This is a genomic window from Phocaeicola faecicola (assembly GCF_013618865.1).
Classification (GTDB): Bacteria; Bacteroidota; Bacteroidia; order Bacteroidales; family Bacteroidaceae; genus Phocaeicola; species Phocaeicola faecicola.
Map to the genome: position 1 here is coordinate 40,013 of NZ_JABSOE010000019.1, position 24,559 is coordinate 64,571.

The 24,559-nt window shown below is 44.5% G+C and carries 10 protein-coding genes, 1 tRNA gene and 1 other RNA gene; 8 read left to right on the forward strand and 4 right to left on the reverse strand.

Annotated features, from left to right (window positions below; all coding sequences use genetic code 11):
- The 3 genes from H3001_RS07145 to H3001_RS07155 all read right to left on the reverse strand — a co-directional run bounded on the left by H3001_RS07145 (window position 1) and on the right by H3001_RS07155 (window position 8,022).
- Window positions 1–3,195 (reverse strand): SusC/RagA family TonB-linked outer membrane protein, encoded by a 3,195-nt coding sequence (locus tag H3001_RS07145; protein WP_181214506.1) that lies wholly within the window; start codon window positions 3,193–3,195, stop codon window positions 1–3.
- 550 nt (window positions 3,196–3,745) lie between these two features.
- The gene (locus tag H3001_RS07150) at window positions 3,746–5,173 is read right to left on the reverse strand and encodes a RagB/SusD family nutrient uptake outer membrane protein (RefSeq protein WP_181214507.1); all 1,428 of its coding nucleotides are present in this window, start codon (window positions 5,171–5,173) and stop codon (window positions 3,746–3,748) included.
- Window positions 5,174–5,193: 20 nt separating this feature from the next.
- Entirely contained in the window at window positions 5,194–8,022 is a 2,829-nt protein-coding gene (locus H3001_RS07155) for a SusC/RagA family TonB-linked outer membrane protein (RefSeq protein WP_246368520.1), read from the reverse strand.
- 595 nt (window positions 8,023–8,617) lie between these two features.
- On the opposite strand from H3001_RS07155, the gene H3001_RS07160 reads away from it, so the two are divergent.
- Complete coding sequence (locus H3001_RS07160) at window positions 8,618–9,877, forward strand: DUF2264 domain-containing protein (RefSeq protein ID WP_181214509.1); 1,260 nt, start codon at window positions 8,618–8,620, stop codon at window positions 9,875–9,877.
- 179 nt (window positions 9,878–10,056) lie between these two features.
- Here H3001_RS07160 and H3001_RS07165 read toward each other — a convergent pair whose 3' ends face one another.
- Complete coding sequence (locus tag H3001_RS07165) at window positions 10,057–11,220, reverse strand: site-specific integrase (protein WP_181214510.1); 1,164 nt, start codon at window positions 11,218–11,220, stop codon at window positions 10,057–10,059.
- Window positions 11,221–11,757: 537 nt separating this feature from the next.
- Between H3001_RS07165 and H3001_RS07170 the strand changes: the two genes are divergently transcribed.
- From H3001_RS07170 to H3001_RS07200, 7 genes are all read left to right on the forward strand, one after another.
- Entirely contained in the window at window positions 11,758–14,985 is a 3,228-nt protein-coding gene (locus tag H3001_RS07170; RefSeq protein WP_181214511.1) for a SusC/RagA family TonB-linked outer membrane protein, read from the forward strand.
- A 25-nt stretch (window positions 14,986–15,010) separates the two neighbouring features.
- A complete protein-coding gene (locus H3001_RS07175; RefSeq protein ID WP_178244728.1) occupies window positions 15,011–16,678 on the forward strand; it encodes a RagB/SusD family nutrient uptake outer membrane protein in 1,668 nt (555 codons plus the stop codon).
- Between the two features lie 27 nt (window positions 16,679–16,705).
- The gene (locus H3001_RS07180) at window positions 16,706–17,452 is read left to right on the forward strand and encodes a hypothetical protein (protein WP_181214512.1); all 747 of its coding nucleotides are present in this window, start codon (window positions 16,706–16,708) and stop codon (window positions 17,450–17,452) included.
- A 180-nt stretch (window positions 17,453–17,632) separates the two neighbouring features.
- Window positions 17,633–18,029, forward strand: a transfer-messenger RNA (tmRNA) gene (gene ssrA / locus H3001_RS07185).
- A 286-nt stretch (window positions 18,030–18,315) separates the two neighbouring features.
- Window positions 18,316–22,398, forward strand: coding sequence for a hybrid sensor histidine kinase/response regulator transcription factor (locus H3001_RS07190; protein WP_181214513.1), 4,083 nt, complete (start codon window positions 18,316–18,318; stop codon window positions 22,396–22,398).
- A 136-nt stretch (window positions 22,399–22,534) separates the two neighbouring features.
- The gene (locus H3001_RS07195) at window positions 22,535–24,076 is read left to right on the forward strand and encodes a sulfatase family protein (protein ID WP_181214514.1); all 1,542 of its coding nucleotides are present in this window, start codon (window positions 22,535–22,537) and stop codon (window positions 24,074–24,076) included.
- Between the two features lie 234 nt (window positions 24,077–24,310).
- Window positions 24,311–24,394: transfer RNA gene (locus H3001_RS07200), tRNA-Leu, on the forward strand.
- Window positions 24,395–24,559: the final 165 nt, after the last annotated feature.

A 24,559-nucleotide genomic window follows, 5' to 3' on the forward strand; every position in this document is an offset into this window, starting at 1 on the left:
TTAAAATTTAAATGTTAAACCAAAACCATAGCTTGATGTACCCGGCATAGAGAATCTTTCAAATGCTCCGGCCATGTTGTTGTTACCCAGGGTAGCTTCCGGATCCAAACCTGGCAGCTGTGACCAGATCAGGATGTTGCGGGCAAACACATTGGCTGTGATGTGCAGGAATTTCTTGTCTACAATCGGATAGCTCAATGCAATTTCACGCAACTTGATGAATGAGTTGTCGTATACAGAAGCTTCATCGATTGAGTTCAGAGCATTGAAGTAATCGAATGCATTCTCACCCTTGATCATGATGTCGTTCGGAGAGTAAGAACCGTCTGCATTCTGTTTTACGGCCGGCAGTTCGAACAGGAATTCTTCCTGCTTGCGGTAATCAGCTGAGCGCTGTGTCACACCGTAGTAGTCGAGTACACCCATTGTACCGCAATACATCTGTCCACCCTGCTTCCAGTCGAACACTGCCGACAGACGGAACTTGAACAGTTCGATGCTTGTATTAAATCCTAAGCGGAAGTCCGGAGAAATCTTTCCGATCACCTGCGGCTCACCAGCCATCGGCATACCGTTCTCATCTACGACGATATCACCGTTTTCATTGCGCAGGTATCCTGTACCATAGATAACCGGGAACTTGTCGCCGATGCTGGCACGTACCTGAGGAGTTACGAATCCACCCAACATGATGCTGTTTACACCGTCAGCCAGTTCATCTACGTAGTTGTCAATCTTAGAGAAGTTGAATCCGAAATCCCAGTAAAAGTTCTTCTTGTCAATCGGCTTCACTGTCAGTGACAATTCGTGTGCGTTAGTATGGATGGCACCTCCGTTGGTGATCATTTCGCTGTAACCGGTAGATGGAGACAATGGCACAGGGAAAATCTGGTCTTTTACATTCTGACGTGAATAAGTATAGTTCAATGAGATCAGGCCGTGCCAGAAAGCAAGATCCAGACCAAGTTCATACGATTTAGTGTTCTGAGGTTTCAGGTTCGGGTCATAAATTCTGTAATAAGGAATGTATGAAGTAACCGAACCGAACGGATACTGGATAGGAGTTCCGGCAGAGAAACCGCCACCGTAACCCGGCACTGCATAGAAGTTTTCAATGTATTCTCCAGCCATACCTACTTCTGCATACGAACCACGTACCTTACCGAAGGTCAGGACTGAGTTGTCTTTCAGGAAAGGAAGTTCTGTAAAGATCCATCCCAAAGATACTGACGGATAAGTAAACGAACGGTTGCCGCGCGGCATTGAAGACACAATATCATTACGCACTGTAGCGTTGAAGTACAACATGCTCTTCCATGACAGAGACAAGTTGGCAAAGTTTCCGACCGTACGCTTTTTAGTCGTACTCTGGTTAGACTGGAAAGAAGTCGCATTTCCGATATGGTTCCATCCCGGGAAGTTGAAGTTATATCCTTCTGCAGTCGTCACACGTGTTGCCTTGTCTACCCATTCATTACCGTAGATAAGGTTGAAGTTAAAGTTGCTGTTCACCTGCCAGTCGTAAGTAACTGTCAGCAAAGAGTTCATTTCAGTGATGGTATACGAATCCTGTCTTGAATATCCTGTCGGATAGCTTGAGTCACCGTATCCGTAGTTATCTGAATAGATTGTGTTGTAAGCATCCACACCCAACTGATATTTTGCAGTAAGGTTATGGTTTTCTGTTCCGAAATTCGTATGATACTGTGCATACGCATTTCCGAAGAAGCGCTGTGAGCGTTCTTCGAACGAGTTGTTCTCAGTAGCCCAGTAAGCGTTGTTGAAAGTAGACGAACGATAGTTGTTCTGAGTATACGGGTCGCCTTCAATGTGTGAAGGAATACCGTTGAAGTCGTAGCTTGAAGGTGCACCATAGATAGTAGCTACCACACCTTCGTTACCGGCACTCTGTTTCTGAATCTTAGAAGTGATGAAGTTACCGCTGAAACCAGTGCTCCAGTTCTCGCTCAAGTTGGCAGTTGCATTCAGTTTGGCATTGTATCTGTCCATACCGGTATTCGGGATGATACCTTCCGAATTGCTGTTACCCAAAGAGAATGAATAATAACCTTTGTCGAATGCCTGAGCCACGTTCACGTTGTTGCTCCAGGAAACTCCAGTATTGAAGAATTCCTTGGCATTGTCATAAGCCTGAGGCACTGCCCATGGGTCCAGTCCCGCAGCTGCACGCTGAGGCACATAATACATACCTTCGTGCTTACCGTATTTCTGAGTATATTCATTGTCGGTATTACCACCATAAGTAAGGTCGTTTGCCAGGTCAGAGATCAGCGGTCCCCATGCAGTAGAAGCGTAAGGTGAATACACACCGTCCACACCCTGTGCGAATTCTTTCTGGAAATCCGGCAAAGTAGAAACCTTTTCGAATGACAGGTTCGTATTCAATGTCACTGTCGGTTTGCCTTTAGAAGCTCCCTTTCCACTCTTTGTCGTAATGACAATCACACCGTTCGAAGCTCTCATACCATACAGTGCCGAAGCAGCCTGTCCTTTCAGAATGTTGATGCTTTCAATGTCGTTCGGGTCGATATCCACCGCACGGTTGGCAAAGTCGGCACCAGCCACACTACCGGTGTTACGGCTGTCTGTATCAATATCTGAAGCAGAAGAAATAGGCATACCGTCGATTACATACAACGGAGTATTGTCACCGGTAAACGAACGTACACCACGGATGACAATCTGTGAAGAGGCTCCAGGCATACCTGATGACGGAGTAATGTCGACACCCGATACCTTACCCTGAAGTGCTGATGACAAACTGGAGCTGGCAGCCTGAGTCAGCTGGTCTCCTTTCAAATCCTGTACGGCATAAGCCAATGCTTTTTTCTCTTTCGAGATACCCATTGCAGTGACAACTACCTCATCCAAGGCCTGAGCGTCTGATTTCAGGACTACCTTGACTACCGGCTGCACAGGAACTTCCTGAGACTGCAGACCGATGAAAGAAACCACCAGTGTCTTGGCGTTTTCCGGTACATTCGAAATGGTAAAATTACCATCGATGTCTGTCACTGTACCAACCGAGGTACCTTTCACTAATACCGAAGCTCCGACTACCGGGAATCCGTCTTCTTCCGACATTACCGTACCGGTAATCTTAGTCGTCTGAGCATACATCATGCCTATTCCTATGAATATAAAAAGGCATGACAACCACATTCTTTTTACCATAATTCTCTCTTTAAAATTTACTCTATTAACTTATTTTTCGAAATTAGGCGCAAAAGTATAAAACTGAATTTAACCGACAAATGTCTAGCAAATACATCTATTTTGTATCAAATAGATATTTTAAAAGAATGTTTACAAACAATTTTTGGCAAATGTTTGAGAATTAGAAGATAAAAAGAAACGGGTAATATTTATGCGTTTTTCTATCACAAATTGAGGCCGATGCCTGCTAACATTTATTAACAATAATTTTTCTCAAAATGAATAAATATCTCTAAAAAATACAATAAGTCTTTCCTGATTTACTATGTAATTCATACAATAGAAAAGAAATAAAATATATAGTGTAAGAAAAACGCCCGGTTTAGTTTTAAACTAAAAGATAAATTGGAAAAATTCAACAGGACGGAAAGAAAATACGAAATCCGTCCATATGATAACCGGAGCGAAAGAATGCAGGAATGTGGCATGCATCAGACACCGCACTGCAATAAAAAACAAAGGGCCGAAGCCATCGGCTCCAGCCCCTGCTGTTCAAAAATCCTCCCGATCAATATCCGGCATTCTGTTTGACAGAGCCTTTGGTTACATTGATTTCAGCCTGAGGTATCGGCAATATGGTACGGTAATCGTTCCAGTTGACTTCACCCACAGTGGCATGTGTTACTGATTTGCGGTTGCGCCACATGTCCCATGCCATATGACCTTCCCCGTTGAGTTCCAGACGGCGTTCTTTCAGAATATCCTCCAAGGTCACGGAAGCAACCTCTGAATAGCCTGAAATCCGCTCTTTCCGCAAATCGTTGATGTATTTGGCTGCATCTCCCGATGTCTTCAGTGCGGCTTCTGCAGCAATAAGGTAGACTTCAGACAGACGAATCACCTTAGGATTGTTCACATAGATTTCCCCGTTCAGTCCCGGATATTTCTGTGTATAGAATCCGTCGTTGTCGGTACCGTCTACTTCATGGGCGATCAACTGCTTGCGTACATCTCCTTCCGGCTGTTCATCCATCAGGGCCTTGAATGAGGTACCGATACCGGCTTCGGCATAGCCTACGGCATGCGTGTAGAAGCCTAACGAATTGCGCTGGGCATTGTACTGGGAAGAAATGGCAAACTCAAAGATGTTTTCTGAAGGAGAAAAGGCCTGCGACCATACATTCAGGTAATCTCCCAGTTTATACAATGTGTAAGGTCCTTCTTCTATCACCTTCCGGGCATCTGCCAGCGCCAGGGCATTATGGTCGGTACCGTCCGCCTTGTCAAGATACAGATGTACCCGGGCACGCAGGGCCAGTGCTCCCCAATAATTAATGTGACCCGAAGTCTTGTCCTTGGAATTTTCCAGTTTCGTCAATGCCGTCTGCAGGTCTTCCAGAATGGTCTTATAAGTATCTGCCAGTGAGGCACGCACTCCGGCATAGTCGGCAGGAAAACTCTGTTTGGCCAGTACGATACCCATTTCCGTATTCAGGTCGGTCGCAGTAGTCGGCAGTTTGGCGTACAAGCGTGCCAGGTCGAAGTGGAACAAGGCACGCAGAGCATACAATTCTCCCAACTGTGCTTCCACATCCTCTCCCGTCAGTCCGGCTTCCTGTGTCTGTTCCAGCACCTTGTTGATTCGTGCCAGCGACTGGTAAAAAGCGAAATAGAAAGTTTCCGGTGCCTGGCTGGTGGGAGATGCCAGGTATTTGGAAACATCGGTAAACTGGTTGTTTTTTCCGATACACATATAATCGGCCCCTCTCAAGTCGGCATACAGCGTAAAATCTCCGGCATAAATACCTCTTGAAGAGGTTACCGTATTAGCTGTCCAGGTCTGGCTTTCATAAACTCCATTGACGGCATTCACCAGATCCGTATAGGAAGCGATGGCAGAGGATGACTCCCAGGAGTCTGCCGGTTCTTTTTCCAGGATATTGCAAGAAGCAACTGTGGCCGCCAGCATCAGTGTGGCTATATATCTTAATTTCATATTTTCGTCTTATTTTAATGTTACAATTCAATGTTAACTCCAAACACAAAGCTCTTCAACTGAGGGGTGTCCACCTGGCGGTAACCGTTGATCGCTACGTCGGGATCGATGTTTTTGGTCTTTGCCCAAATCAGCCACGGATTGTTGGCGCGGAAGTACACTCTTAAGCGCTGCATGTACTTCTTGGCTATCGGCACATTGTATCCCAAAGTCAACTCACGCAAACGGATGTTGTCGGTCGATTTCACCTGACGGCTGGAGAAGCGGTCGGCTCTGTAAGGGTTTCCGTAAATCGGTTTCGGATTGTCTACCACATCGCCCGGCTTGGTCCAATAGTTACCGGCTACGTCGGAATCCGGCATGGTACTTCCCAGGCGGAATCCGTCATTGTGGGTAAAGTATCCCGGATAATCAAACAGGTCACCTCCGAACTGGTAGGTAATCAGGAACGACAGGTCGAAATCCTTGTAGGTAAATGTATTGGTCAGACCTCCCATTACATCGGGCAATGCCTTTCCTACCACGCCCCATCCGGCTTTCGTATAATCCGTAGTGGCACCTTTTGAGTGGTCAGCAGGGTCGATCCAGAACTCACCGAGCCCCGTGTCCGGATTTACTCCCTTCCATTCCGGCAGGTAGAATGTATACATCGATTCGCCTTCACGGTGGATATACATCTGTCCGTCTCCGTATTGGATATCTTTTCCGTCCGGCAATTTTTCCACCACAGCCTGTTGATAAGTCAGGTTGAAGTTGGTTGTCCAACTGAAGTTCTTGGTCTGGATGTTCTGAGAATTCAATTCAATTTCCACACCGTCATTCTTGAGTTCACCCAAGTTGTCCCAGCGGTTTTTGAATCCGGTAACATAAGAATTCGGCACCTGGAAAAGCAGGTCGGTCGTTTTCTTCAGGTAGTATTCCACGCCCAGTGTCACACGTCCGAACATGTTCCATTCCAGTCCCACGTTCAGGTTCTTGGAACGCTCCCAGGTCAGCTCATCGTTAGGCAACTGATACCAGTAAATGGAAGGTGCCCCGTTGTATCCCGAACCGGCATACAGGTCCTTGTATCCATAATAGTCGGTAGGAAGATTACCGTTTGTACCGAAAGAAGCCTTCAGTTTGAAGTCGGTAAACAGCGGCATGTCTTCCAGGAAGCCTTCCTTGCTCAGACGCCACGCACCCGATACCGACCAGAAGTTTGCCCAACGGTCTTTCGGACTCAAACGTGAAGAACCGTCCCGACGGAAACTGGCCGACAGATAATATTTGTCGTCAAAGTTATAGTTTACATTTCCAAAGTAAGAAAGCATCCCCGAACCATAAGTCGCACTTGAGGCTGCATCCGGCTGCCCGTTCACCAGTTCCGGCAAGTGATTGGAATATTTCTTTGCTACCGTTACAATCTGCAGCAGGTTCTGGTCTTCTGCCTCAAAACCGACCATGGCAGTCAGGTTATGCATGTCATTGAACGTATCCATGTATGTCAATGTATTCGATGTGGTCAGAGTTGAATTCTGGAACGTATAACGAGAACCCATTCCTCCTACTGAAGAACCGTTTACTCCGTCCTTGTCCCAATATTCAAAATGCTTGTTGTCGATATAGTCATAACCGAATACCGACTTAAAGAAAATCTTGTCCAGGAAATGCAGGCTCAGTTCGGCATTGGTCAGGCTGCGGAACATCTTGCTCTGAATCCAGTCGGCCTTTGAATTGCCTTCGTCCTTGCTTCCCAGCATCAGGTGCGGGTTCGTGATTTTTCCGAAACTAACATTCTCGTTGTACGAACCGTCTTCGTTGTAAACCGGAGCTGTCGGGTCGAGTGCCAGCAGAATACCGAGCGGAGAAGAAGTACCCAGTCCCTGTGCCTGGCTATTCTGGTCACGGAATCCGTTCTGCTTGGTAGATGCCACCATCTGCTTCACCGAGAAATCGGCCCAGTTGTTGATTTTCTGGTCCACATTGATACGGCCTGACACACGCTGGAAATCACTTCCCAGTACAATACCCTCACTCTTGTTGTAACCCAGGCCGGCATAGAACTTCGTATGCTGATTACCTCCGTTCAGCGAAATCTGGTGATTCTGGGTAATTGCCGTACGATAGATTTCATCCTTCCATTTGGTATCCGTCTTTCCAGAAGGATCTTTTACAAAGCTGTACAGGTCACCGGCTTCCTCCACCTTGCGGTAAGCCTCGTCTTTGCTCGTCACTCCCTCGTATTCCATGTAATAATTGGCCAGTGACTCCCGGGCATAACTGATATAGTCGGAGGCTCCCATGGTATTGTATTGGTCTACGGCCATCTTGTTCCAGCCGATTTCCCCGTTGTACGATACCCGAGTCTTTCCCTCCTTACCGCTCTTTGTGGTAATGATGACTACACCGTTTGCCGCACGTGACCCATACAAAGAGGCAGCGGCTGCGTCTTTCAATACAGTCATTGACTCAATGTCGTCAGGATTCAGCGTACTGAGGACACTCTGCGACTTGCCGTAGTAATTCATGTCGTCATCGGCTTTCATGACTACTCCGTCGATTACATACAGCGGCGACTTTGAACCGTTGATGGAGCCAACGCCACGGATGTTCATTTCTCCCATAGAACCCGGATCTCCTGTAGCGGAAGCCACACGGACACCGGCCATTTTTCCGGAAAAAGCTTTATCGAGTGATTCTCGTGAACCCGAAGTGATCTGTTCTGATTTGATTGAGGTGGCCGAACCGGTAAACGATGACTTCTTGGCAGTACCGTATGCTACGACCATTACTTCATCCAGCTGTTCCGAATCGGATTTCAACATTATTTTTACTACCGGCTTGATGTCTACTTCTTGACTCTGCAGTCCGATAAATGAAATCACAAGAGTCTTGGCGGAACTAATGATATTTATTAAATGGTTTATTATCAATATATTAACCAAAATCATAATTCCTGTTTAAATTGAAGAAACCTTTCCCCTGACAGTCTCAGAAAAGGGACAGACAAAAAACTTTCTACCGATATACCCCTGAACGGATAGAAGAACCGATGCAGCCACCTTATTGAAGTTTTTTTATTTCTTCTTGAAGAAAAGTGCATCGTCCCGTTAAAGAGTAGTGAAAAACTGGCGACGTTTTCAAAAAAGATCGCCAGCTTTTCCTGTTTCATCGCCAGCTTTCCCGGTAACTTTCAATATGCATTCACTTACGTTTAAGCAAAGAAAAATTTTACGCCGAATAATTTCTGCATCAATGCCATATATAAAGAAAAACAATTTGTTTTCTAATGCAAAAGATTAACTTTGTAAGAAAATTGGTTGACTTTGTCGGTACAGTAAGGTTTATGTAAGAGAATTTCTCAATGGGGGATAACTCATCAACCGACACCTTATTATATAATATACACCTTATTAAAATATACCTTTGCATATCATAAACCCTAAATAAAATTCATTAATTATGAAAAAACAGTTTTATTGGCTATTCTTATTTTTTACTCTTTTTACCCTTTCAAGCCTGCAGGCCGGTGAAAGGAAAAATGACCACAGAAATGAACCGTCGGTTTTGACCGGAGCACAAGAACGTGTGTTATGGGTTAAGTACCTTTGGAAAATTTCATATCCGGTAATTCACAATCTGGCTGAAGGAACCTTGCGGCAGAATATGCCCGTAGAACTTTCGCCCACTTATGAACTGGATGCAGAAAAGGTGACTTACCTGGAAGCCGTAGGACGTACCCTGGCAGGAGTTGCTCCCTGGCTGGCCTTGCCGGATGACGATACGGAAGAAGGGAAACTGCGCAAGCAGTTGCGTGAGGAAGTGCTGAAAGGACTGAAAAACGCAGTAGATCCTGCCTCCCCCGACCGGCTGAACTTTACAGAGCATGCACAACCCATTGTCGATGCCGCTTATTTGGTACATGCCTTTTTACGGGCTCCTGAAGCCTTGTGGGCTCCTCTCGATGACACGACCCAAAAACGTTATATTGAAGTCTTTAAGGTACTGCGCGACAGAACCGGGGCTTACAATAACTGGCTGTTGTTTACCGGGCTGACAGAAGCCTTCCTGCTTCAGCAAGGAGAAAAACCGGATCCGTTCCGTATCAGAATTGCCAAAAACAAGGTCAAGGAATGGTATGTCGGCGATGGATGGTATAGCGACGGCAGCAAATTCAGCATGGACTATTACAATGCCTACGTAATGCACCCCATGATGGTGGAGATGCTTGAGACATTGCTTCCTTCCGGTCAGGCTTCACAGGAAGAATATCAGGAAGCCTTGAAAAGGATGATCAGACATGCCGAGTATTCGGAACGTATTATCAGCCCTGAAGGTCATTACCCGGCCTTCGGACGTTCGGTGACCTACCGTACGGCAGCCTTCCAGTCTCTGGCAGATGTGGCCCTGCGCGAAAAGTTGCCTGCATATATCTTACCGGCACAAGTAAGGGAAGCTCTTACGGCAGTGCATCGTAACATGTACGAGGGTAACCAGAATTTTGATAAGAACGGATGGCTGGTACTTGGATTCAATGGTCACCAGCCGGAGTGTGCGGACGTATACACTTCTACGGGCAGTCTGTATATGGCCACATTGAGTTTCTTGCCATTGGGCCTGCCGGCAGACAATCCTTTCTGGACAGATCCGGCTGCCGACTGGACCACCAAAAAGGCATGGAGCGGACAGACGTTGCGCAAAGACTATAAGGTAGAGTATTGAACCGATCTGCCTTGTCCGCTGTCAGCGGTACATATTCCGCGGAGATAGATAACGGTTTATACCGGAACTGATGATGCCTGGCTTACGTCACTTTTGAGGCGCGTAAGTCAGGCATCCTGATAAAATGCCCTGATAAAATCACCGGATGGAAAGCCGGCCGTCCTCCTCCTTCTGCTTTTTCATTTCGCCGCACACTTTTTCAAGTCCTTTATGATGGTATCCGGCAGAATTTCACTGTAAATTTCTGTCGTTTTCACACTGCGGTGTCCTAACAGTTTTTGTACCGTAGTAATGGGAGCTCCTTGGTAAATCAGCAAGGTAGCATTGGTATGACGGGCCGTGTGAAAAGAAAAGTGCTTCTTCAATCCGCAAAGCTTGCCTATCCGAATAAGATCCTTGTTGATGCTCGAATTAGGCTTCAGACAGAAAAATGCATCCTCATAACGATACTTTTTTAAAATTCTCATTGCTTTTCCCTGGAACAGAAGGTACAAGGGAATTTGTACCTTCACTCCAGTTTTCTGGGAAGTAAAAATGAGCCACGGCTGTCCGGAAGAGACAGTCACAATGTTTTGCGAAGTGATACGGATAAAGTCAGAATAGCGCAATCCGGTATAGCAGCAGAACAAAAAGGCATCCAAAGAATGCTGCAGCGTCTTCTCTTTTCCCGAGAAAACATGCTCTTCCAATATTTTCACTTCCTGAGGAAGAAGATAGCGGTGATGGCTTTTGGCATTTTTTATTTTGTAAAACTGAAAGGGAGAATCTTCTGCCGGTATCAATCCCTGTCGGATACACTCGTTGACTAAGGTTCTAAGGTGTCGCATGTGTTTTCCAATCGTATTAGTGCAGTAGTTTTTCTTGAGCAGAAAACCCTCGAACTGCTGCAGCAAGGCATAATCCATCTCTTTAAAATCAATCCGCCGCCGGAACTCCAAAAGCAGGTTGAGCGTCGTATACAAGTTCTGTTTGGTGCTCTGTTTCCTCTGTGAATTTTCTACCCATTTTCTACCGAATGTAATCAGATCTCTGAAAACGCAGGGCTTTCCGTGCTCCTCTTTCAGCAAATCCAGTGAAATCGGAAATCCTTTCTTCCAACATTCCAGCTCTCTCAACTGGAGCTTCAGCACGAACTCCCCTAACATTCTGTTCAGCAATTCGGCTTGCGGGTGACATATGATGATTCGTTTCTTATTATCCCATTGATAAGGAAACACATAAATATGCGTTGAAAAATAGTTCTTATGCCCTGAGAGGTATGCCTCTGTCTGTATAAGTGCTTTTCCTTCTTTATTCAGTTTCCCTTTTCGGTTGTAAATTAAACGATAACTTATTTTCTTCATAATTCTCTTTTTAAAAATATAATTCAGTATAATGGGGTTTACTGCTAAAAAGAAATAGTTAAATGACAGTTCTATAACAAAATGTATATTTAAAAAGATTTTCCTAATAGTTCAATGGAAAAAGGCTGATTATGCTTTCAATATGATAAAAGATATAAATATCTGCTTCCCTTTTTTGAATAAAAATCCGGAAAAAAGATGTTTTTCTTCACGTTTTACACAGATAATCTTATTGTCTCATGGTTTTAAGGCCGGTTTAAATACATATTGTTAATATCTGTCCTATAATGGAAAAATAAATGTTATCCTGAATAGGTAATTTCATTTTTTTTGTTTATTTTGCATAATGGCAGACTGCAGGAATATCTATTATTTTGTCATTTTTATGCCTATTCTAAAAACAGAAGTGTTAAAAAGACGGGCAAAGAGTGATTTTTATACGAAAAAGATATAATATATTTATTTATTTGTTTATTTTTGCATTCCGAAATAAAGTGAAAGTATTTTATTTTAGTTAAACATTAAGAGAGATTTTTTATGAAAAGAAAATTGATGCTTTTTATGACCTTCCTTGTAATAGGTATAGGTCTGGTGAACGCGCAAATTTCAAAAGTAACCGGTACGGTAACTTCTGAAGAAGACGGTTTGCCTGTTGTGGGGGCGTCTGTATTGGTAAAAGGTACCACTGTAGGTACAGTTACTGACATAGACGGAAACTTTACTATTAACAACGTTCCAAGTTCCGCCAAGACTTTGGTGGTTTCATTCATCGGATTGCAGAGCCAGGAAGTAACTATCAAACCGATGGTTAAGGTTGTCCTGAAGTCTGATTCTGAGGTATTGGATGAAGTAATGGTAGTCGCTTTCGGAACCGCCAAAAAGTCGGCATTTACAGGTTCTGCTGCCGTAGTAGACAGTAAAGAACTGGCTAAACGCATCACAACCAATGTATCGGATGCATTGGTCGGATCTGTAGCAGGTTTGCAGATCAGAGGTAACTCTGGAGCTCCTGGTTCAGACAGCAACAAGATCAACATCCGTGGTATCGCTTCTATGTATGCCAGCACCGACCCGCTGATTATCGTGGACGGAGCACCGTATACTGCCAGCCTTTCCAACATTCCACAGAACGATATTGAGTCAATCTCAGTACTTAAGGATGCAGCTTCTGCAGCACTGTATGGTGCGCGTGGTGCAGCCGGTGTCATCATTGTAACCACCAAGAAAGGAAAGAGCCAGGAAGCTGAAGTCAACCTGGATATGAAATGGGGTGTAAACTCACGTGCCGTACAGGACTATGATGTAATCACAGATCCGGGACAGTACTATGAAGCTTACTATGCACAGTTGTACAACTACGCTTTCTACGGTCAGGGAAATTCAGTTGCCGCAGCAAACTCATGGGCAAACAAGACCATGATTGAACACCTGGGATATAATGTATACACCGTGCCTGAAAACGAAATGCTGATCGGCATGGACGGAAGACTGAACCCGAATGCAACTTTGGGCCGCCGCTACACTCACAACGGTACAGAATATTATCTGTGTCCTGACGACTGGCAGGATATAGCTTACCGCAACTCTCTGCGTCAGGAATACAACGTAAGCGTCAATGGAGGTAATGAAAAAACATCTTTCTATGCAAGTTTAGGATATCTGAACGATGAAGGTATCATCATCAACTCAGACTACGAACGTCTCAGCGGTCGTTTCCGTGCAGACTATCAGGCAAAGAAATGGTTGAAACTGGGAGCTAACCTCAGCTATAACCACTCTGTACAGCATGCTATTCCGAACTCATCGGGTGCAACCAGCTCTAACATGATGTACTTTACCAGCTCTATCGCTCCTATCTACCCTGCTTTTGTACGTGTAGTAGATGCGAACGGCAACGTGGTAATCAAACAGGATGAACAAGGACGTAACGCATACGACTTTGGTATGACTTCTAAGGACTATGGATTGAACCGTCCGTTTATGTCAACTGCCAACCCGCTGGCAGCCAACCAGTACGACCAGGTAGAAAGCATCGGTGACCAGATGAATGCGACATTTACTGCCGACATCAACATCACCAGCTATTTGAAGGCTAATGTAACCAGCAACGTAATCTGGGGACAGACCAACTATTCAAACTACGGTAACCCGTTCTATGGTTCAAAAGTTTCTGTAAACGGTGAACTTGACAAGCAGTCAACAACTACATTGAGAACCAACAATACACAGACATTGACTTACTTCAAGGACTTCGGTCTGCACAGTGTAAGTGTACTGGCTGGTCACGAATATTATAAGACAACTACCAAATACCTGAGCGCAAAGGCACAGGGAGGTTTCTCTCCTTCAATTCCTGAAATTGATGCATTCGCAAAGGTTATTGACGGTTCTTCTTATAAGAGCATTTACAACGTAGAAGGTTACTTCGGTAGTGCTCAGTACAACTATGATCAGAAATATTTCGCATCGGCTTCGTTCCGTCGTGATGCTTCTTCATACTTCTCAAAGGAAAACCGTTGGGGTAACTTCTGGTCTGTAGGTACTGCATGGATCATCTCTAAAGAAAAATTCATGAAGGAAACTGCTTCTTGGCTGGATATGTTGAAAGTGAAATTCTCTGTAGGTCAGCAGGGTAACGATAACATCGGTGCTTTCGCCTACACCAATATCTATCAGCTGGCTCCGACAAGTGATACAGCTATGGGAGCTACCTTCAAACGTATGGGTAACCCTGACATCACTTGGGAAACTACTACCAACTACAACGTGGGTGTAGAATTCAGTTTGTGGCATGGCCGTCTGAGCGGTAACATCGATTACTATACCAAGAAGACCAGCGACTTGCTCTTCTGGCTTTCTATTCCTGAATCATCAGGTACACGTGGTTACTACGGTAACGTAGGTGACATCCGCAACAACGGTATCGAAGTTGCACTGACTGCAGGTATTATCCGTACGAGAGACATTGACTGGACTGTATCAGCCAACCTGTCACACAACAAGACTAAGATCTTGAGCTTGCCGGAATCTAAGACCCGTAACCTGGGAGGTTTCAATGAAACCAACAGTACTGGCCAGGGTGGTAACTGGTACCAGGTAGGCGGACCGCTGTACAATGCATTCTGTATCGAATATGCAGGTGTTAACGAAAAAGGTGAAGCACTTTACTGGGTAGACGATGAACTGACACAGGCCGGTGCTCCGGGAAAGAACCATTCATCAACTACCACTGACCCGAACCAGGCTACTTACTACGAACAGGGGTCTATCCTGCCTAAGGTATTCGGTGGTTTCAACTCTACATTGAGAATCGGTAACTTCGATGCATCTGTATCATTCGACTACCAGATTGGTGGAAAGGTTCAGGATTATCGTTATGCCAGCCTGATGACTCCTAATGAGACTTCAAACGGTGCAGGTTCTGCTATCCACAAAGACTATATCAACTCATGGAGTCCTAACAATACAGAAAGTAATATTCCACGTTGGCAGTTCGGTGACAAGTATACTGCATTCTCTAAGTCAGACCGTTTCCTGACAAATGCAAGCTACCTGAACTTCCAGTCATTCACTATCGGATACACATTCCCGAAGAAATGGATGAAGCATATCTCTAAGCTGCGTATCTATGCAGCCGGTGAAAACTTGTGCTTCTGGTCAGTACGTAAGGGATTTGACCCACGTTACTCTTATGAAGGTAACTCATCAATCACTCCTTACTCACCGGCACGTAACATCTCCGGAGGTATTCAATTAACATTCTAAAAACATAAACAAGGACTATTATTTTATGAAAAAAATATTATTATCAGCTATAGTTGCGACTCTGGGAATCACACTTCCCACGAGCTGCATTGAGGAAGTCGTTCCTCAGACTGATTATGTGACAGAAGATCAGACAGCCGATGCCCCTAACGCATTCCAGAAATTCGTAGACGGTATCACCTCTTCTATGATCGGACAGATTTTGTATAATTCAAGCTATCCGTTCGACTTCGGTTATCCGACTTTCTTCCAGATGCGCGACGTAATGGGACAGGACGTAGTAATCGATGACGCCGGACACTGGTATCAGACATGGTACACTTCAAGTACCGCTCTGGGGCCTCGTTATGCCATCGCACAGTTCCCTTGGACCATCTACTATAAATGGATTAAGAACTGTAATACCGTATTAGCCCTGGCAGGAGATGAACCGGATGACGCACATAAAGTGGGAGCCGGTATTGCACACGCCATGCGTGCAATGTATTACATGGACTTGGCCCGCATGTTTGCCAACAAGACTTATGCATTGGACAAAAACGCAGAGACGGTGCCTATCATTACAGAAAAGACATCTATCGATGAGTTGACCAACAACCCGCGTGCAACCAACGAAAGAATGTGGAGTTTCATCATCTCTGATCTGGATGCAGCTGAAAACTATCTTAAAGATTACAAACGTGAAGACATCTCTACTCCTGACCTGTCAGTAGTTTACGGTTTCAAGGCACGTGCTTATCAGGTAATGGAAGACTGGGCTAACGCTGAGAAATATGCAAAACTGGCACAGGATGGCTATAACATGATGAGCCAGGAAGAATATTTGAGCCGCGAAACCGGATTCAACACTCCTAACAGTTCATGGATGTTCGGTATGCAGTTCAAGAGCACTGACCCAGTGATCACAGGAAACGATGCAGACGGTTCATGGGGTTCCTTCATGTATCTTGAAGTAAACGGCTCTGGTTGTGGTTATGCATCAAGCTACGGTTACCAGTTCAGCATCGACCGTCACTTGTATGAAACAATTCCTTCAACCGACTTCCGTAAAAAGGCATTCATTGATTTCTCTATCGATGAGTTGGGCAATAAGGAAAAAATCGTAGAAGCACTGAAAGTATATTCTGATTATCCGAATGATATCTATCAGTCTGGATACGAAGGTGTTGGTGCAAAAGCAGTAGGCGGATTCTCTGTAAAGTTCCGCGCAGCAGGTGGAGCTGAAGGTCATAAGAACCAGTACATCGGTTTCCTGGGAGCTGTACCGTTCATGCGTGTAGAAGAAATGAAACTGATCGAAATTGAGGCAGCCGGTATGCAGGACGAAAGCCGCGGTATCCAGTTGCTGACTGAATTTGCGAAGACCCGTGACCCGCAATATACTTACGGCAAGCACAATGAAGCTTATTATAACTTCAAGACTTCTGCTTTCCAGAACGAAGTTTGGTGGCAAAGACGTGTAGAACTGTGGGGAGAAGGCTTCGCAACCTTCGATATCAAGCGTCTGAACAAAGGTATCATCCGCAGCTACGGCAATACCAACCACCTGAAAACATTCCGCTGGAACATGCAGACTCCTCCAGACTGGATGAACCTGTGTATCATCGAAACTGAAACAAGCTACAATACGGCTTGTACAAACAATCCGACTCCGATACCACCAAGTTCAGATTCAGAAGAATTTATATGGTAATAAGTTGACATTAAAAATTAGAAGATTATGATAAAATACATTTCATACCTATTTTATGCATTGCTTTCTGTTTTTGCCTTTGCATCATGTGCGCAGCACGAAGGTACAGAACCGGGCAATGACGGTTCTCCTAAAGTTACGGTTTATACCTTCAAGCCGGGAGCACCTTATAACGCAGACAATGACCTTCAGCTTCGACTGGCTACAAACAGCCAGACCAGCGAAGTCTATTACCTTGCAGAGCTGGCCTCTCAGAAAGAAACCAACGTAGCTTCTATGGGAGAATATGGCTACATGGATTATGTAGTAGAAAAAGGCAAAAAAGTAGAAGGCCTTGGCGGTAATTCATCTGCAGACATCGTTGTTACTGACATGATCGGTACTTACAGCATTACCATTGTAGCAGTAAACGGGGGTGATAAAACAGCAACCACCGTATCCTTCATGGGTATCGAATGGAATGCCATCGGAGAAGGAACTTATAATTCCACAATGTTCAAGAAGCAAGTTAAGGTTCAGGTATACAAAGCAGCTCATGCTGATTGGTACAAACTCCCGTCATTGTTTGAAGAAGGCAAGAACATGGTCATCAAGATGGACGGAGCCAATGCTACTGTAGAACAGCAGAATGTAGCTACTGACACTCGATATGGAGATGTATACGCTACCGGTGGAGGTACATTGGAAAATGGTGTAATTACACTGACTCTGCAGTACACTTGTTCTGCCGGCTCATTCGGAAGCTATACTGAAACTCTGCAGTTGCCGCAGTAAACCGATGATTATCACTCTCTCTTGAATGAGACTATTAATATCCCGGATCTGGTATACCAAACAGATCCGGGTATTTTTTTGCACAATATCCTACCTGTAAATAACTTTATCGGCATATCTGTTGGAGATACCAGATTTCATTTGTATCTTTGCAATGATTATACGATACCATTAAAATCTGGGGTTGTTTGGTTTTGACAGCGAGAGATGTGGTATGTAAGCATGCAGTGCGTCAGTGATTTGCACTATAATCTCAGTTACTGAACTATTATCTGGCAACGAAAACTATGCTCTCGCTGCTTAATCGAAGTACAGTAGATTAGCTTTATTTCCGTCACAGTGATGGAAACGAGACATTGCCCAAAAGCTCTTGTTCCGAAGCGTTTGATCAGGCAGTGCAGTAAAATCGGGAATAGTTCCGGTTTGGCCTTGGAGCTGGAATGAAATTTTAAAGGCTAAGGCATAAGTGGGTGGCTCTGGTCTTGCTTATGCACGAAAACCGAAGGCAGAGATAAGCATGTAGAAAGCATATGGCTTCCTTGTTTGGACGAGGGTTCGACTCCCTCCAGCTCCACGAGCCAAGATAAAATCAATTGATTTTCAAAAGATTTTATCTTGGCTTATTTTTTTATGATAATTTTTAATCAAAAGACCTACTTCATGTCAACCATGAAGCCTGTTGCAAGGCTAAAAAAATTCCCAACAAGACTTCAGAGAACAATAGCGATTTCCAGACCTCACACCCCGAATCAATATTCATTAATTACCAACCGACTTGCATAAAACTCAAGGCGCAACATTTCCGATAATAAAATTTTTTCTGTATGTTTGTAAATAAAACCTTAAAAAACAGCAGAACAAATATGCAGAAAACAATCATATACTTACTAATTTGTTTAATCGGAATCATTTCCGCACCTCTGAAAGCGGAACAGATCACCTTCAATCACTTAACGACTGAAGACGGATTGTCTCAGTTCTCGGTGAATGCACTCTATTCTGATGAGAACGGAGTGTTGTGGATTGGTACACGCGAAGGATTAAACCGGTATGACGGTCATAGCATACAAACTTATAAATTTCATAAAAATGACCCCTCCAGTCTGTTCTCAAACGTCGTATCACGGATTGTCGGAAACCAGCAGGGAAAAATATACCTGCTGTGTACTGGAGGAGTAGCGGAGCTGGACCTGACAACCCAGAAGTTCAAAACCCTTAAGCAGGGCAACATCAATGCCATCTATTACGACCAGCAACTATTCATAGCCATCCACAACGAAATTCACAGCTATGATGAAAAGACTGGAAAATTCAGTTTATTTGCCCAGGTTCCGGAAAAAGTAAACATCAATACAATCTTACATGACGGCCAGACCTTCTGGCTGGGAACCAATACACATGGAGTATATTCGTACAATATACAGAACAAGCAGTTTACCCACCCCATTACCAAAGGAAATATTGCCAGTATCTACAAGGATTCCGACAATAATATCTGGATTGGAAGCTGGGAAGAAGGATTATACTGTGTATCTCCCAATCAAACCATCCGGAATTTCCAGCATAAGGCAAACAGCAACAGCCTTTCTTCCGACTTCGTACGTGCTATCTGCGAGGATAACCTTGGAAATTTGTGGATCGGAACCTTCAACGGACTGAACAAATACAATAAAAAGACCGGAGAATTCAGTAATTATACATCAGAAGATGAAACAGAGACCAAACTGACCCATTCATCCATCTGGTGTATCGTCAAAGACAAGCAGGGAACCCTCTGGCTGGGAACTTATTTCGGAGGTGTCAATTTCTTCAACCCGGAATACGAGAACTACAATTACTACCGTTTCTCGAACCATCCGGGCAACGGTTTGAGCAGTCCGATTGTAGGAAGAATGGTGGAAGATAATAAAGGAAACCTGTGGATTGCAACAGAAGGAGGAGGTCTGAATTACTATGACCGCGAAAGCCATCAGTTCAAATGGTTCAAACTGAATCAGGTACCTAACAATAACATTTCTCCCAACAACCTCAAGTCGTTGTATTACGACCAGGAAAATGATATTCTCTGGATTGGCACCCACTTGGGAGGCCTCTACCGTTTTGTTCCCAAGACCGGCCAGTTTACCAATTTCAGAAAGGAAGAAGGAAATCCCCACACATTGCCTTCCGACATTGTGCGTGATATTGAAGCTTACGGCAAGGACAGCCTCATCATTGCGACACAGAATGGAGTATGCACCTTCAACCGGAAAGACGGACGGTGCACACGTCTGTTCCAACAGCACCCGGAAGGAAGAAGAATACAAATGGTGGCAGATGTGGCTTTCGACAAAGACCACAATCTATGGATTGCAGCAACCGGAGAAGGAGTCTTCCGCTATAATTTCCAGACCTCTCAGTTGAAAAACTACAGATATTCGGAAGCTGATCCGCACAGTATCAGCAACAACAGTGTCAACAATATTAACCCGGACAGTAAAGGTAACCTGTGGTTTGCAACTTCAGGTAGTGGACTGGACCTGTATCATCCGGAGACCGACAACTTTGAGAATTTCGATAAGGAAAAAAACGGACTGGCCAGTGACTGTATCTACAATACCCAGGAATCACCGCTCAGCGGACATTTATTGTTGATTACCAATGAGGGATTTTCCATCTTCGACCAGGAAAACAAATCCTTCTCCAACTATAATACGGAAAAGGGACTCCCGCTGACTGCCATAAACGAGAATGCACTATACATTACCCAGGACGGCGAAATCTTCCTGGGAGGAGTACGCAACATGATTTCTTTCCACGAAAAAGATTTAAAGCGTAAACCCAAGCCCTACAAAATACTGTTGAACAAGCTCATTGTCAACGGAGAAGAAATCAAAGTGGGGGATGAAAATGGAATTCTTTCGAAGACACTGGTATACACTCCGGAAATTACACTGAAAGCGCATCAGAGCATGTTCAGCATAGAGTTTGCCACGCCTAACTACATCGCGGCAAACAAAAGCGACATCATTTATCAGTTGGAAGGATTCTCCAAACAATGGAACAGTACCCGAAACTCGAACACCATTACATATACCAACCTCAATGCCGGAGATTATACACTGATTATCAAGGCTAAAGATACAGATGAAAGTATCTGTAAGCCCGTATCGCTGAAAATCAGGATATTGCCTCCTGTATGGAGGACCCCCCTGGCCTATCTGGTATATTTCATACTGATATCCAGTCTGCTGATATATTTGTTCCGTACTTATCAAAGCCGACTGAAATTAAGGGAGTCATTGAAATATGAGAAAAAACACCGGCTTGACATTGAGGCCCTCAACCAGTCTAAGTTGCGTTTTTTCACCAACATCTCGCATGAGTTCCGTACTCCCCTTACCCTTATTATTACACAAATAGAGGTGCTGCTTCAGTCGAACAACTTCACACCTCAATTATACAGTAAGGTGCTGAGTATCTATAAGAACAGCATCATTTTGAGGGAGCTGGTAACCGAACTACTCGACTTCCGCAAGCAGGAACAGGGTCATATGAAGTTAAAGGTGTCCTCACATAACATCATTGACTTTATGTATGAGAACTACCTGCTGTTTAATGAATATGCAAACAAACAGCAGATTAAGTTTGAATTCAAGAAAGAAGAAGACAATCTGACTGTATGGTACGATGCGAAGCAGATGCAGAAGGTTATCAACAACCTGTTATCGAATGCGTTCAAGCATACCAAGGCAGAAGGCAGCATTACACTGTCTGTACACAGAGCGCAGGAGCAGGTAATCATCGAGGTGGCAGATACTGGCCGCGGAATACCTGCAGCTGAACTGAACAAGATATTTGAACGCTTCTACCAGATAGATACCGAAGAAAGCGGACGAAACGAAAGTACCGGTACGGGAATCGGACTGGCACTGACGAAAGGTATTGTGGAACTGCATCACGGAACAATCCGGGTGGAAAGTACACTGGGACAGGGAAGTAAATTCATTGTCACCCTGCCACTGGGAAACAAGCATTTCTCAGAAAGCGAGATCTGCCAGTCTAATGAAGAGAATCTGATCATCGAGAATCCACCTGTAACCCTCTTGGATGATGCCATCATCCAGCCGCTGCAGGAGGAAGAAGAGATACCAACGAGAATCCCGAATGCCAAAATAGTAATTGCCGAAGACAACGAAGCTTTGCGGGAAGTCCTGGTTTCGCTGTTTGCCCCCTACTATCAGGTATTCAGTGCCAGCAACGGTGAAGACGCACTGGAGCTTATCCGAAAGGAAATGCCGAACATAGTGGTCAGCGATGTGGTAATGCCGAAGCTTTCGGGAACCGCTCTTTGCAAAATGGTAAAAGAAGATTTCAATACGTCACATATTCCTATCGTATTGCTTACTGCACGGACTACACTCGAGCAGAACATTGAGGGACTGCTTACAGGGGCCGATGATTACATCAGCAAACCGTTTAATACACGTCTGCTGATTGCACGATGCAATAACCTGGTCAACTCACGCTTTATCCTGCAGGAGAAATTCAGCAAACAGCCACAGGCCACCCCGCAAATGCTGGCTACCAACCTGGTGGATAAGGAGATACTGGATAAGGCACTGAGCATTATCGAGGAACATCTGGATGACACCGAATTCAACATCAACGCTTTTGCCAAGGAAATGGGAATGGCGCGTACGAATCTGTTCACCAAACTGAAGGCGATTGCCGGACAGACTCCCAATGAGTTTATCCTCAGTATCCGTCTTAAGAAAGGTGCATGGATGCTCCGGAATAATCCGGAACTGAATATCGGAGAGATTTCGGACCGGATTGGCTTCAGTTCTTCCAGATATTTCTCAAAATGTTTCAAAGACATGTACAACATCAATCCTCTGGCCTACCGAAAAGGTGACGGGGCAAACAAAGATGAGGATGATAAAGAAGAAGAAAAACAATCATAAATAAATGAGAGAAATGGACATATATCTATGATTTTCATCGATTTGTACATTTTTCTCATTTATATGGACTGTATACACACGTAAGATAAAGGCTTGCCCACTAAATTTGGAACACATTCTTAAATCATCATAACCAATGAAACAATTTTCTTATCTCTTATCCTTATTACCTGGAGCTGCATTATTAAGTGGATGCGGAAGTACACAACAAAAAGCAGAAGAACCTGCCAAGCATCCGAATGTGGTATATTTAATAGCAGACGACTTAGGTATCGGTGACTTGAGTTGCTACGGGGCAACTAAAATCCATACGCCTAATTTAGATAAATTGGCCAGTCAGGGACTTCAGTTTACCAATGCATATACGACTTCTTCTACCAGTACTCCTTCGCGCTTTGGCCTGCTGACAGGTATGTATCCATGGAGACAGGAGAATACAGGTATTGCACCGGGAAATTCTGAGCTGATCATTGACACTGCGTGTGTGACTATGGCAGATATGTTCAAAGCTGAGGGATATGCCACAGGAGCAATCGGTAAATGGCATTTGGGACTCGGTCCTAAGGGAGGAACCAATTTCAACGGCCTGATCAAACCTAATACCCAGGATATCGGCTTCGACTATGAATACATTATTCCGGCTACCGTTGACCGTGTTCCGTGCGTCTTTGTGGAAAACGGCCGGGTAGACGGATTGGATCCGAATGACCCGATTACGGTAAGTTACGAACATAAAGTGGGCGACTGGCCTACCGGAGAAGAAAACCCGGAACTGGTAAAACTGAAACCTAGCCAGGGACACAACAATACCATCATCAACGGTATTCCGAGAATCGGATGGATGACCGGAGGTAAATCCGCATTGTGGGTAGACGAAAATATTGCTGATGTAATCACGCAGAAGGCAAAAGATTTCATTATCAGCAACAAAGATACTTCATTCTTCCTGTATATGGGTACACAGGATGTACACGTACCTCGCATTCCGCATCCACGTTTTGCGGGTAAAAGCGGACTCGGTACGAGAGGTGACGTGATTCTGCAGCTGGATTGGACCGTTGGAGAAATCATGAAGACATTGGACAGTCTGAAAATCGCAGATAATACCATCTTCGTATTCTGCAGCGACAACGGACCGGTCATCGACGACGGCTACCAGGATCAGGCAGCAGAGTTGCTGAACGGACATACACCGATGAAGCATTACCGCGGAGGTAAGTACAGTGCTTATGAAGCCGGTACACGCACTCCGTTCATCGTACGCTGGCCGGAAAAGGTTAAACCGGGAGTACAGCCGGCATTGTTCTCTATGGTTGACGTATATGCTTCCATGGCAGAACTGCTGGGATATACACTTCCACAGGGAGCTGCTCCAGACAGCCAGAATAATCTGAATACCCTCCTGGGAACAGACAGTATCGGAAGAGAGCATATCATACAGCAGAACCTCAACAATACGCTTTCAATCATCAAGGGTGAATGGAAATACATTGAACCGAGCGATAAGCCGGCTATTGAGCGATGGACAAAAACAGAGTTGGGAAATAATCCGGAAGCACAGCTCTACAACATTCTGAATGATCCTTCAGAAAAGACAAACATCGCAAGCCAGCATCCGGAAAAGGTAAAGGAATTGTCTGAACTGCTGGAAAGTGTAAAAAATAAAAAGGTAAAATAAGTATTTCAACCGGCAATACTTAATTAACCAATAACGGTAAACAGACCGGAGTTCTTCCCCCTCCTCCAATGAGAAAAAGAAGAACTCCGGTTTTTATTTTTATCCTCGCATCGTGATAAAAAATGTCATTTTGCACAGATATTCCTGGTTTATTCGAAAAAACAACAAAATTAAAGAGCTAAAATTTGCGTATTTCAAAATAAAGCAATACCTTTGCATCGCATTTAAGGAAATGCCCAGATGGCGGAATCGGTAGACGCGCTGGTCTCAAACACCAGTGGAGTAACATCCATCCCGGTTCGACCCCGGGTCTGGGTACAAGAAAAAGAGGCTGTCTCAAAATAAACTTGAGATGGCCTCTATTGTTTCATCTCAGATTGGATTCATTCGAATTTTTCTAAAGAGAGAAGTTTATAAGCTTAGTTTTGAAGATTTTATCCTTTCAAACTGTTTTTCCCGTTGCCATAAGCCTCCTAAGAGGCT

Coding starts and splice junctions, on each gene's coding strand:
- H3001_RS07180 (WP_181214512.1), top strand. CDS start 16,706: ATGATAAAATACATTTCATACCTATTTTATGCATTGCTTTCTGTTTTT.
- H3001_RS07190 (WP_181214513.1), top strand. CDS start 18,316: ATGCAGAAAACAATCATATACTTACTAATTTGTTTAATCGGAATCATT.
- H3001_RS07165 (WP_181214510.1), bottom strand. CDS start 11,220: ATGAAGAAAATAAGTTATCGTTTAATTTACAACCGAAAAGGGAAACTG.
- H3001_RS07160 (WP_181214509.1), top strand. CDS start 8,618: ATGAAAAAACAGTTTTATTGGCTATTCTTATTTTTTACTCTTTTTACC.
- H3001_RS07145 (WP_181214506.1), bottom strand. CDS start 3,195: ATGGTAAAAAGAATGTGGTTGTCATGCCTTTTTATATTCATAGGAATA.
- H3001_RS07170 (WP_181214511.1), top strand. CDS start 11,758: ATGAAAAGAAAATTGATGCTTTTTATGACCTTCCTTGTAATAGGTATA.
- H3001_RS07150 (WP_181214507.1), bottom strand. CDS start 5,173: ATGAAATTAAGATATATAGCCACACTGATGCTGGCGGCCACAGTTGCT.
- H3001_RS07195 (WP_181214514.1), top strand. CDS start 22,535: ATGAAACAATTTTCTTATCTCTTATCCTTATTACCTGGAGCTGCATTA.
- H3001_RS07175 (WP_178244728.1), top strand. CDS start 15,011: ATGAAAAAAATATTATTATCAGCTATAGTTGCGACTCTGGGAATCACA.